Consider the following 12471-nt stretch of genomic DNA (forward strand, 5'->3'; position numbering starts at 1 on the left):
TTCTTTTAATTTTTAATTAATAGGTAAACTATTAGTTGTTAGCATTCAGCGTCAGCAAATACATTACTTTTATCGTAGTATTCAGTATGAAGTAGTTCATGAGATTTGTGTCCGCCTCTTTCACCTAGGAAATCATCATATAATTTGATGATGTCTGGGTTAGCATGAGAAAGACGTTGTGGTTTATTAGCATCTATTTCATATAAAGCTTTAGCTCTTGCTTTAACTTTATCATAGTCTCCACCATGATAAGGTTGGCCAGCACCAGCAACACATCCACCAGGGCAAGCCATGATTTCTATTACATGATACTTGCAAGTTCCAGCTCTTAATTCATCCATTAATTTTCTTGCATTTCCTAAACTACTTGCAGCAGCTACATTTACTGTATGACCAGCTATTTCTAAAGACGCTTCTTTTATACCATCCATACCTCTAACAACTGTAAAGTCTAGAGATGGAGCTTCTTCTTTAGTTATATCATGATATGCAGTTCTAAGTGCAGCTTCAAGAACACCACCAGTAGCACCGAATATATCAGCAGCTCCTGTAGAGTATCCAAGTGGACTATCAAATTCAGCTTCTTCTAAGTTAGCTAAATCTATACCAGCTTCTTTTATCATTCTAGCTAATTCTCTAGTAGTTAATGATAAATCAGTATCCAAATATCCATCTTGACCTAATTCTTCTCTTGAAACTTCGTATTTCTTAGCAACACAAGGCATTATAGACATAACAATAACTTCATCAGGTTTTTTACCTAAAGCTTTTTCAGCGAAATAGTGTCTAGCTATTGGAGAGAACATGCTTTGTGGAGATTTACAAGTAGATAAGTATCCTAATAAATCTGGGAATTCATGCTCCATAAAGTTAACCCAAGCTGGACAACAGCTAGTTAATATAGGAAGTTTTTCACCTTTAACAAATCTATTTACAAACTCATTAGCTTCTTCCATTATAGTTAAGTCAGCTGCGAAGTTAGTATCAAATACATAATCAAATCCTAAAGCTTTTAATGCAGCAACCATTTTACCAGTAGATATAGAACCTGGATCTAATCCAAATTCTTCACCTAAACCAACTCTTACAGCTGGAGCAGTTTGAACCATAACTGGTTTTTCTTTTTGTCCTAAAGCAGCCCAAGCTTCAGCAGTATTATCTTTTTCTATTAAAGCACCTGTTGGACATACGCTTATACATTGTCCACAGAAAGTACAGTTAGTATCAACTAAATCAACACCGTAGAAAGTAGAAACTTCTGTACCAAATCCACGGTTGATACCAGATAATACACCAACTGTTTGAACTTCATTACACATAGTTTCACATCTTCTACATAGTATACATTTTGCATGATCTTTAACTATAGATTTAGTAGAAGTATCAACAGGAACATAAGATTGATCTCCATCAGAGAATCTTACATTTCTTATTCCTAGATCTGCAGCAATATCTTGTAATTCACAATTTCCGCTCTTAATACAAGATAAACAATCTTTTGGATGGTCTGATAACATTAATTCAACAACATTTTTTCTATATTTTAATGCTTCTGGTGAATTAGTATTTACAACCATACCTTCTTTAACTAATGTACCACAAGCAGGAACTAATCCTCTTCCAGCACTAACCATACATACACGACAAGATGCACAATGGTTATCAAATTTTATATCATCCATATGTAAATGACATAGGCTTGGTATTTTAACATTTACTTGTTTTGCAGCTTCTAATATTTTTGTATCAGAAGGAACTGAAACAGCTTTGCCATTTATAGTTAAATTAACTAAACTCATTAATAAACCCCTCCTTAGCGTAATTATCTTTTAACAATTGCACCCTTCTTACATTTTTCTATACAAGTACCACATTTAATACATACAGAAGTATCTATAATATGTTTTTCTTTCTTTTCACCACTTATTGCATCAACTGGACAGTTTTTAGAACATAGACCACAACCAATACAATCATCAGTAATTACAAAGTCTAACATAGAACTACATTTTCCTGCTGGACATTTATGATCTCTAACGTGAGCTAAATATTCATCATAGAAACAATCCATAGTACTTAATACAGGGTTAGGAGCGCATTTTCCTAGACCACATAAAGCAGTGTTTTTTACAGTTAATGCTAAATCTTTTAGATCAACTAAGTCTTGCTCGCATCCTTTACCTTCGCAGATTTTATTTAATAATTCATATAATCTCTTTGTACCTATACGACAAGGAGTACATTTACCACAAGATTCCTCAACAGAAAAATCTAAGAAGAATCTAGCTATTTCAACCATACAGTCAGTTTCATCAAGAACAAGCATACCACCAGAACCCATCATAGAGCCTATAGAAGCTAAAGACTTATAATCTATAGGAGTATCTAAATCTTTAGTAGAAATACATCCACCAGATGGTCCACCAGTTTGGACAGCTTTAAATTCTTTATCATGTAAAATACCGCCACCTATCTCATAAACGATCTCTCTAAGTGTAGTACCCATAGGAACTTCAACAAGTCCAACATTGTTTACTTTTCCACCTAATGCAAAAACTTTAGTACCTTTAGAATCTTCTGTACCATAAGAAGTAAACCAATCAGAACCTTTAGTTATTATAACTGGAACATTACCGAATGTTTCAACGTTATTTAAGCAAGTAGGAGCATTCCATAAACCGTGTTTAGAAGAAGAGAAAGTCTTCATTCTAGGCTCACCACGTTTACCTTCTATAGAGTGCATTAAAGCAGTACCTTCACCGCAAACGAAAGCGCCAGCACCATATTTTAATTCAAGTTTAAAGTTAAATCCGCTACCCATTATGTTTTCACCTAATAGACCAGCCTCTTCAGCTGCAGCTATAGCTATTTTTAGTCTTTCGATAACACGAGGGTACTCAGCTCTTATGTATATATATCCTATATCAGAACCAATAGCATATCCACAGATTGCCATAGCTTCTAATACATTATGAGGATCACCTTCTAATAAAGATCTATCCATAAAGGCACCTGGGTCACCTTCATCAGCATTACATACAACAAATTTTTTACCGTTAACAGGAGGGTTTTTAGCAGATGCTTCCCATTTTACTCCCGTAGGGAATCCAGCTCCACCTCTACCTCTAAGTCCTGAAGCTTTCATTTCAGCAACAACTTGTTCAGGAGTCATTTCATTTAAAGCTTTTCCAAGACCTAAATATCCATCGTTAGCTAAATATTCTTCAAGACGTTCTGGGTGTATAACACCAAGATTTCTTAAAGCTATTTTTTCTTGCTTTTTATAGAAAGACATATCTTTTTCATTATTAACTCTTAAGTTATCTAATGAAGGCTCTTCAAATAATAATCTTTCAACAACTACATTATTTTTTATATGACTTTCGACAATTTCCTTAGCATCTTCTGGAGAAAGATGTACATAGAAAACGTTATCAGGATAAACTTTTACTATAGGACCAACAGCGCAGAATCCAAAACATCCAGTTAATTCAACTTTAGCCACATCTTCAAGACCAGCTTTTTTTATTTCATCTTGTAAAGCTTCTAAAACCTTTATACTACCGGAAGAAGCACATCCAGTATCACCACAAACTAATATTTCTCTTTTTGCAGGAACACCATCAACGCCGTCTTTCTTTCTTAAATTAAGAAGAGGTTTGTACCCTTCAACAGCAGCTTTTAACTCAGCATAAGAATTAATTCTTTTCATGTATTATCCCCCCTAACAGCTCATTTCTACTTCTTTATAGTCATTTATTATACCAGTAACATCATCAGGTGTAACTCGGCTATATACTCTACCATCAACAACAACAACAGGAGCAAGTCCACAAGCGCCTACACATCTTAAACACTCAATAGTGAATTTAAGATCAGGCGTAGTTTCTCCAGATTTAATTCCCAATTGTTTTTCGAATTCTTCAAGAACAGCATTTGCTCCTTTAACGAAACAAGCAGTTCCTAAGCATACATTAATTTTGTGTTCTCCAACTGGAGTAGTAGAGAAATAAGAATAGAAGCTAACAACGCCATACACTTTGGCAGGAGAAAGATCTAATTTTCCTGCTATATAAAGTTGAACCTCTTTTGGTAGATAGCCAAATATACCTTGAGCTTCTTTAAGTACATATATTAATGCACTCTCATCAGCCTTAGGAAGAGCAGCGATTAAGCTATCTAATTCATCAAATAATTTTTTGTTTTGCGAAACAAAATTGCACATGCAAATTCCCCCTTTTCATTTTGAAGTTAGTCATAGTAAATAATTAACAGCAAAAACTTAAAATACATTCTATAAATTTTAAGAGGATGAATTTATAAAATTAGCTAACTAAAAATTTATAGAGTTAAAAATTTAACATTTAAAATTTTCTATAAAAATATATGAAAAATACTAATATAGAAAAATTTGTAATTCTACTTTATATTATAGTATAAGAATATGTTAAAAAGCTAATAAAAAATTATAATTCAAATATAGAATAATTATAAAAAAATCAAGAAATTTAGAGTTTTTTTTAAATAAATAAGGAAAATTCTTAAAAAATTAATTATTAAATTAAAAAATTAAGTGGACTATGATAAATAAATTAAATATTAAAGAATAATTTAAATATTCTGAAAAAATAAAATGAATATAATAATAACAGATTATCTAAGGTAATAAATTATTTATTTTTATTATAAATGAATAAATTAATTGAACAATTATGTTAAATAAATAACAAACAAAACAACTTAATATATTTAAAACATTACAAATGAAAGCGGTTTAAATTAAAATAAGTGTCGAAAATTACAAAAACAAGTAATGAAATATATAAAAATATAGAATTTAATAAATAAAAACTGACAAAAGAACTCAAATAATGAAAGTAAGTAGTTATATATATATGTATATAATGTTAATAAATTGATTATTCCTTAATTTAAAAATTTTTAAAATTATATGGTCAATGGATGTAAGAAAGGCTCCTACTTAAAGTAGTTGAGATTAAAAAAGATAGATGTAATAAAAATCACATCTATCTTTGAGGAATTTTAAATTAAACTATTAAAATTATGCTTGGTTTACAGAACCGAATAGTTCCATTTTTTCTTTAACGCATGCTTTTATTGCATCAACGCCTGGAGCTAATAATTTACGAGGATCAAATCCTTTACCTTGTAAATCTTTTCCTTCTTCTATGTATTTACGAGTAGCTTCAGCAAATACAACTTGACACTCAGTATTAACATTTATTTTAGCAACACCTAAAGATATAGCTTCTTTTATCATTTCTTCTGGTATTCCACTTCCACCGTGTAATACTAAAGGCATAGAACCTGTAGCTTGGTTTATTTTTCCTAAAACTTCGAAGTTTAATCCAGTCCAGTTTTCAGGATATTTACCATGGATATTTCCTATACCAGCAGCAAGGAAATCTATTCCTAATTCAGATATAGCTTTGCATTCTTGTGGATCAGCAACTTCACCAGCTCCAACAACACCGTCTTCTTCCCCACCTATAGAACCTACTTCAGCTTCTACAGATATGCCTTTTGAATGAGCTATTTCAACTATTTCTTTAGTCTTAGCTACGTTTTCTTCAAATGGATAATGAGAACCATCGAACATTACAGAAGAGAATCCTGCTTCTATAGTTTGTTTAGCTCCTTCATAAGAACCATGATCTAAGTGTAGAGCAACTGGAACTGTTATGTTTAATCCTTTTATTAAACCATTTACCATTCCAACTATTGTATCGTATCCACCCATGTATTTTCCAGCACCTTCAGATACTCCTAAAATAACTGGTGAATTGTTTTCTTGTGCAGTTAATAATATTGCTTTTGTCCATTCTAAGTTATTTATATTGAATTGACCTACTGCGTATTTTCCTTCTCTTGCTTTAACTAGCATTTCTCTTGCAGAAACTAACATATTTAAACCTCCAAATTTTAATTAAGTTTAAAATTTATAAAACCTACCCATCATTTATATTATATAACTAAAACAAAAAAGAGTATAGACCAAATTATAACAAGCAAAAACTTAAATTATAATATATAATAGTGATTATGCTATTTTAATATGAAAATAAATTATTTAAATAAAAATACTTCTTAAGGAGGTAAGCAAAGTGGCGAAAAAATTAAGAATAGATAAAATTCTTTCTAACGTAGGATATGGAAGTAGAGCAGAAATAAAAGTTTATTGTAAAAAGGGTTTAGTTAAGGTAAATGATAAAGTAATATCAAATCCTGGGACACAAGTTGATACTGATACTGATAAAATAGAATTTAATAATGAAGTAGTAAAATATAGAGAATTCGTTTATATAATGATGAACAAACCAGATGGGTATTTATCAGCAACTTTTGATAAAAGAGATCCAATAGTTTTAGATTTAATAGAATCTTCTTATCTGGCATTTGAACCTTTTCCTGTTGGAAGATTGGACAAGGATACAGAGGGACTTTTGGTTTTAACGAATGATGGTAAATTGGCTCACAGAGTATTATCGCCTAAAAAGCATGTGCCAAAGACTTATTATGCAAAAATTGATGGTGTAGTAACAGAAAAAGATGTGAAGGCTTTTGAAGATGGTGTAACTTTAGATGATGGGTATGAAACTATGCCTTCTCAGCTTAAAATTCTAGAAAGTGGAGAAACATCTGAAATAGAACTTACTATACATGAAGGTAAATTTCACCAAGTAAAAAGAATGTTTGAGAGTGTGGGCAAAAAAGTAGTATACTTGAAAAGACTGTCTATGGGCAAATTAAAACTAGATGAAACATTAAGTCTAGGTGAATATAGAGAATTAACTGAAGAAGAAGTTAAATTAATAGAAGAAAGATAAAATAGCGGAGGAAATTATAGTGAAGAGAAAAGACATAATTGAATTTGAAGTAGGTTCTATGGAATTTGGAGGAGAGTCTTCAACTTTAATAGGAAAAAGAAAAGTAAAAATGAAGGGCGGAATTACTGGCCAAAAAGTAAAGGCTGTTGTTAAAAAAGCAAGGAGTGAAAAAGCTGAAGTAAAATTACTTGAAGTAATTGAAAACTCACCAATGGAAACTTCACCAGTATGCGATCATTTTGGCGCATGTGGAGGGTGTTCCATGTTATCAGTACCTTACGAAAAACAATTAGAAATAAAAAGTGAACAAGTTCTAAAGTTATTTGAAGAACAAGGAATAGAAGGATTTGAATTTTTAGGAATAGAAGGAAGTCCAGTTGAAAGATTATACAGAAATAAAATGGAGTATACTTTTGGAGATGAAGTAAAAGGTGGACCACTTACTTTAGGAATGCACAAAAAAGGAAGACATTTAGATATTATAACTGTTAATGATTGTAGATTAGTAGATGAAGATTTTATAAAAGTATTAACTTCTACAGTTGAGTACTTTGGAGAAAAGAATCTTCCTTATTATAGAATAAATTCTCACCAAGGTTATTTAAGAAACTTAGTAGTTAGAAAAGGTGTTAACACAAATGAATTAATGGTTAATATTGTTACTACTACTCAAGTAGATTTTGACATGGCTGAGTACAAAGATATGATATTAAATCTTGGTACAAAAGCAGAGGTAGTAAGTATATTACACACTATAAATGATGGACTTGCTGATGCAGTTAATTGTGATGAGTTAAGAGTTTTACATGGAAGAAACTATATAGAAGAAGTAGTTTTAGGACTTAGATTTAAAATATCTCCATTCTCATTCTTCCAAACAAATACTAAAGGTGCTGAAAAATTATACAGTATAGCTAGAGAATTTGTGGGAGATCATGAAGGAAAAGTATTATTCGACTTATACAGTGGAACTGGAACTATAGGACAAGTTATGGCAAGTGCTGCTAAACAAGTTTATGGTATAGAAATAATAGAAGAAGCTGTTGTTGCAGCTAACGAAAATACGAAATTAAATGGGCTTAATAACTGTGAATTTATAGCTGGAGATGTGGCTAAAGTTGTAAAGAATTTATCTGAAAAGCCAGACTTAATAATAGTTGATCCACCTAGACCAGGTGTTCACAAAGATGCTATAAGAGATATCTCTGGATTTGGTGCTAATGAGATAGTTTATATTTCATGTAATCCTAAGACTTTAGTTTTAGATATAAAAGGATTCGAATCTTACGGATATAAGGTTGAGAAAGTTAAGTGTATGGATATGTTCCCAAATACACCTCACTGTGAAACTGTAGTAAAATTAAAAAAATAATAAAAAAAGAGGACTAAGCAAGGTAATGCTTAGTTCTTTTTATAGAATAAAGAAATAAAAATAAAATTATATGGGCACATAAAATTTTCATAATAACATAGTAGTGAAAACCTTTTACTTTCATGTTATACTAAATGTGACTGCTGAACTTTTAACAGTATTACTTAGGAACTAATTCTTGTTTCTAATGACAAATGGGGGGAATTAAACATGAAAATAACTGAAGGATACATGCCTTTCAAAGGCTTTAAAACTTATTATCGTGTAGTAGGAGAAGCAACTGAAGGTAAGGCACCATTAGTGCTACTTCATGGAGGACCAGGTTCTACACACAACTATTTTGAAGTATTAGACCAAATAGCTGAAACTGGTAGACAAGTAATAATGTATGATCAAATAGGTTGTGGTAATTCATTTGTTGAAGGTCATCCAGAATTATTCAATGCTGATACTTGGATAGAAGAGCTTATGGCGTTAAGAGAACACTTAGGACTTAATGAAATTCATTTATTAGGACAATCTTGGGGTGGAATGCAGGCTATCTGGTACGCTCTTGAATATAAACCAAAAGGAATTAAGTCATATATTCTTTCATCTACTCTTCCATCTGCAAGTCTTTGGGAAACAGAGCAAAAGAGAAGAATATCATACATGGAGGAAGCTGATCAAAAAGCTTTACTTGATGCAGTAAGTACTGGAGATTACTCTAGTAAAGAATATGGTGATGCATTAGATAAATTTATGAAAATGTATTGCGCAGGTGAAGTAACTGAAAATGATCCAGAATGCTTAAGAAGACCTAAAAAATCAGGAACTGAAGCTTATGTTGTAGGATGGGGACATAATGAGTTCTCTCCATCAGGAACACTAGCTGGATATGAATTTACAGATAGATTACATGAAATAGAAGAACCTTGTTTAATAACTAGTGGAGCAATAGATTTATGCACACCATACATTGCAAAAACTATGTATGACAAAATTCCTAACAGTAAATGGGAGTTATTCCAATATTCAAGACATATGCCTTTTGTGGAAGAGCACGAAAGATATGTGGAAGTTTTAACTGAATGGTTAAATGCTAATGATTAATAAATAATAATTAAACTTATAATTTATTAAGTTTAATTATATAAAAAATATGTATGTTTAAAAAAGAGAGATTAGATAATATAATTTAATCTCTCTTTTTTTATTTATAGAATTTGTTATTTATATATGACTGAATAATAAATATTATTTAGCAAAAAATAAGCAATATACTTTTAACAAAAAGGAGTAAAATTTTATGCCTAAAAAAAGGTATTTTGTACTTGTTTCCCATTGTTTATTAAATCCGGCTACAAGGGTTCATATATTGGGCAGAAGATTTAATGTGGCTAGAATGATAAGTGATTATTTTTTAAGTAAGAATATAGCTATAATACAGTTGCCTTGTCCAGAGTTTACAGCTATGGGATATTGGAGAAATCCTCAGGGAAGACAACAATATGATAATGTATTTTTCAAAAAACACTGTAGAAAAGAATTAGAGAGCTATGTTGACATGGTGTGTGAGCTAAAAAATAACAATAATACACCCCTTTGTTATATAGGTATACAAGGAAGTCCTAATTGTAGTGTTAACTGGGGAAAACACAAAACTAATAAATATAAAACTGAATCTATTATAGAAGATAAAAAAACAAAAGTTAGTTTTGGAGTTTATGGTGTAATGACATCAATATTAGATGAGATGTTAAAAGAAAATAATATTAATATTCCATATTTTGAAGCACCTGTGAAAGAAAGTTTAGATTCCCAATTAACTAAAAATTTCTTTTGTGATTTAGATGATTTGTTACATATGCCAGAAAAATTTAGGTATAATCCAAACAAACAGCAGTGTAATAAATGCAATGAAAAGGAGGAATAAAAATGCCTTTAGAAAATGTACATGGAACGCCTATGTTTACTAAAAATAGTAAAATAAAAAAGCAATATGAGTATCTTACAGAAGATTTAGATACAGAGGTTATTATTGTAGGTGGAGGAGTGACAGGAAGTATAGTAGGTTACTATTTTTCAAAAGCTAATATCTCAGCTGTGATTTTAGAGAAAGAAAGAGTGGCTCATTGTAGTACAAGTATAACAACATCACTATTACAATATGAGTTAGATAGCAACGCCAGACAATTAGAAGAATACACAACATTAGATAATGTAATAATGTCATATAAATTAGGTTTAAAAGCCTTAGATGAAATTGATGAATTTATAAAAAAATATGGTAATAAATGCAAATATCAAAGAAAAGATACTCTTTTATACACGTCTAAAGATGAAGAAATAAAAGAAATGAAAGCAGAATATGAAATAAGAAAAAAAGCAGGTATAGATGTTAAATACATTTCAAAAGAAGATAACCCATTTAGTATAAACCTAAAAGGTGGTGTATACGGAGTAAATGGAGGAGCTCAACTAGATCCATATGAGTACACTCATGAATTACTAGATGTAAGTTGTAATATGGGACTAAAGGTATATGAGAATACAGAAGTAATTGATATAAAATATTTACAAGATAGTGTAGAAGTTATAACTAGCTATGGATATAAAGTAAAAGGTAAAAAAGTTATAATAGCAACAGGTTATAATACTGAACGATTTACAAAGCGAAATTTTGGTTATAAAACAGTAACATATAATATAGTAACAAAACCAGTGGATAGGTTTGATGGATGGTTTAATAAAGTTTTGATAAGAGATAATTGTGATCCTTATAATTATTTTAGAACCACTGAAGATAACAGAATTATTGCAGGTGGAGAAGATATAGATTTTTATAATAACATACTTAATGAAAAGGTAGCAAAAGAAAAGTATGAAATCCTTCTTAATAGAATAAAAAACATGTTTCCTAAAATAAACTCCATAGAAAGTGAGTATGAGTATTGTGGTGGATTTATATCTTCTCAAGACAATTTAGGTTTTTTCGGAGAAGATCCAAATCACAAAAACTTATGGTATTGTTTAGGATATGGTGCAAATGGGATATTATTTGCTATACTGGGAGGAATGATGCTAAGTAAATTTTATAAAGGTGAAATAGACGATAATATGAAATTATTTAAAGTGGATAGATTTGATAAATAGAATAAACATAAAAGTTCTACTGATTGTAAAATTAGTAGAACTTTTTTATGTTTATTATGAAGTACTACAAAGTAGTAAAAAAAGTGGTATAATATTTTAAAATGGCAAAAATGTGCGTAAAAAGGGAAACATATAAATAAAGAAATTAATAAACTTTTTTGATTAAGAGATATACAAAAAAATTTAATGATATAATAACATAAAAAATATTAGAGGGAGAATAGAATATGACAGTAAAATTAATTGCAGCAGATATGGATGGTACATTACTAGATAGTAATAAAAACTTATCACCATATTTATTTGATTTAGTAAAAAAATTAAAAGAAAAAGAGATTAAATTTGCTATTGCTAGTGGGAGGCAATATTTTAATTTACTTGAAAACTTTGAAGGTATAAAAGAAGACCTTGTTTATATTAGTGATAATGGATCTATTGTATACGATAATGGACAATCTATTTATGTAGATGAAATCAACACCCAAGAAGTTAAAAAAGCTTTGAAGGATGTGAGACAAGGGGAAGGCATGTATCCTATTTTGTGTGGTGTTGAATCTGCATATGTGGAAAATGATAATGAAATATTTTTAGAAAATACAAGAATGTACTACGCAAAGCTTGAAATAGTAGAAGATTTAATGGATGTGTTAGATAAGGATAAAATATGTAAATTAGCTGTTTTTGACGAAGTTGATGCAGAAAATAATGCATTTAAATTGCTAGAAAAATATAATAAGAATTTAATGGTTTGTTTATCAGGGCATAACTGGGTAGACTTAATGAATCCAGGAGTAAATAAAGGTGAAGCTATAAAAATTCTTCAAGAAAACTATAATATTTCTTATGATGAAACAATGGCTTTTGGTGATTATTTAAATGACTATGAAATGATGCAAAGTTGCAAATATAGTTATGCAATGGATAATGCTCATGAAAAACTAAAAGAAATATGTAACTATAGAGCTAAATCAAACGATGATGATGGCGTCGTACATGCAATAAAAGAATACTTTAAATTGTAAATTTAGCAGAAATAAAAAAACTATAAGAGTAAATCTTATAGTTTTTTATTGTAATAAATTACAATAATATGTAAAATATTGACATAATTATTAA

10 protein-coding genes are annotated in these 12471 nt (G+C 30.2%); 6 read left to right on the forward strand and 4 right to left on the reverse strand.

Features of this window, described 5'->3' with window-relative positions; all coding sequences use genetic code 11:
• Positions 1 to 38 precede the first annotated feature (38 nt).
• From JW646_RS10570 to fba, 4 genes are all read right to left on the reverse strand, one after another.
• Positions 39 to 1799, reverse strand: a complete 1761-nt coding sequence (locus JW646_RS10570; protein ID WP_074920007.1) for an NADH-dependent [FeFe] hydrogenase, group A6 — start codon at positions 1797 to 1799, stop codon at positions 39 to 41.
• Positions 1800 to 1822: 23 nt separating this feature from the next.
• Positions 1823 to 3712 (reverse strand): NADH-quinone oxidoreductase subunit NuoF, encoded by a 1890-nt coding sequence (locus tag JW646_RS10575; protein WP_148558151.1) that lies wholly within the window; start codon positions 3710 to 3712, stop codon positions 1823 to 1825.
• A 12-nt stretch (positions 3713 to 3724) separates the two neighbouring features.
• Complete coding sequence (locus tag JW646_RS10580) at positions 3725 to 4225, reverse strand: NADH-quinone oxidoreductase subunit NuoE family protein (RefSeq protein WP_074920005.1); 501 nt, start codon at positions 4223 to 4225, stop codon at positions 3725 to 3727.
• 837 nt (positions 4226 to 5062) lie between these two features.
• Positions 5063 to 5926 carry a class II fructose-1,6-bisphosphate aldolase gene (gene fba, locus JW646_RS10585; RefSeq protein WP_074920004.1) on the reverse strand — a complete coding sequence of 288 codons (864 nt, stop codon included), beginning with the start codon at positions 5924 to 5926 and terminating at the stop codon, positions 5063 to 5065.
• A 199-nt stretch (positions 5927 to 6125) separates the two neighbouring features.
• Between fba and JW646_RS10590 the strand changes: the two genes are divergently transcribed.
• The 6 genes from JW646_RS10590 (at position 6126) to JW646_RS10615 (ending at position 12377) form a co-directional block, all read left to right on the forward strand.
• Entirely contained in the window at positions 6126 to 6848 is a 723-nt protein-coding gene (locus JW646_RS10590) for a pseudouridine synthase (RefSeq protein WP_228415176.1), read from the forward strand.
• A gap of 19 nt (positions 6849 to 6867) precedes the next feature.
• On the forward strand, positions 6868 to 8220 hold the full coding sequence (gene rlmD / locus JW646_RS10595; RefSeq protein WP_228415177.1) for a 23S rRNA (uracil(1939)-C(5))-methyltransferase RlmD: 1353 nt from the start codon (positions 6868 to 6870) through the stop codon (positions 8218 to 8220).
• A gap of 210 nt (positions 8221 to 8430) precedes the next feature.
• Positions 8431 to 9312 carry a proline iminopeptidase gene (gene pepI, locus JW646_RS10600; RefSeq protein WP_228415178.1) on the forward strand — a complete coding sequence of 294 codons (882 nt, stop codon included), beginning with the start codon at positions 8431 to 8433 and terminating at the stop codon, positions 9310 to 9312.
• A gap of 196 nt (positions 9313 to 9508) precedes the next feature.
• Entirely contained in the window at positions 9509 to 10135 is a 627-nt protein-coding gene (locus JW646_RS10605; protein WP_074920000.1) for a hypothetical protein, read from the forward strand.
• A gap of 2 nt (positions 10136 to 10137) precedes the next feature.
• Complete coding sequence (locus JW646_RS10610; RefSeq protein ID WP_228415179.1) at positions 10138 to 11355, forward strand: NAD(P)/FAD-dependent oxidoreductase; 1218 nt, start codon at positions 10138 to 10140, stop codon at positions 11353 to 11355.
• Positions 11356 to 11582: 227 nt separating this feature from the next.
• A complete protein-coding gene (locus JW646_RS10615) occupies positions 11583 to 12377 on the forward strand; it encodes an HAD family hydrolase (protein ID WP_228415180.1) in 795 nt (264 codons plus the stop codon).
• Positions 12378 to 12471: the final 94 nt, after the last annotated feature.

It is taken from the genome of Terrisporobacter hibernicus (assembly GCF_020809405.1).
GTDB classification, from domain to species: Bacteria; Bacillota; Clostridia; order Peptostreptococcales; family Peptostreptococcaceae; genus Terrisporobacter; species Terrisporobacter petrolearius.

Excerpts from the sequence above, each read along its gene's own strand:
- JW646_RS10570 (WP_074920007.1), bottom strand. The coding sequence starts at position 1,799 with ATGAGTTTAGTTAATTTAACTATAAATGGCAAAGCTGTTTCAGTTCCT.
- JW646_RS10575 (WP_148558151.1), bottom strand. The coding sequence starts at position 3,712 with ATGAAAAGAATTAATTCTTATGCTGAGTTAAAAGCTGCTGTTGAAGGG.
- JW646_RS10580 (WP_074920005.1), bottom strand. The coding sequence starts at position 4,225 with ATGTGCAATTTTGTTTCGCAAAACAAAAAATTATTTGATGAATTAGAT.
- fba (WP_074920004.1), bottom strand. The coding sequence starts at position 5,926 with ATGTTAGTTTCTGCAAGAGAAATGCTAGTTAAAGCAAGAGAAGGAAAA.
- pepI (WP_228415178.1), top strand. The coding sequence starts at position 8,431 with ATGAAAATAACTGAAGGATACATGCCTTTCAAAGGCTTTAAAACTTAT.
- JW646_RS10605 (WP_074920000.1), top strand. The coding sequence starts at position 9,509 with ATGCCTAAAAAAAGGTATTTTGTACTTGTTTCCCATTGTTTATTAAAT.
- JW646_RS10610 (WP_228415179.1), top strand. The coding sequence starts at position 10,138 with ATGCCTTTAGAAAATGTACATGGAACGCCTATGTTTACTAAAAATAGT.
- JW646_RS10615 (WP_228415180.1), top strand. The coding sequence starts at position 11,583 with ATGACAGTAAAATTAATTGCAGCAGATATGGATGGTACATTACTAGAT.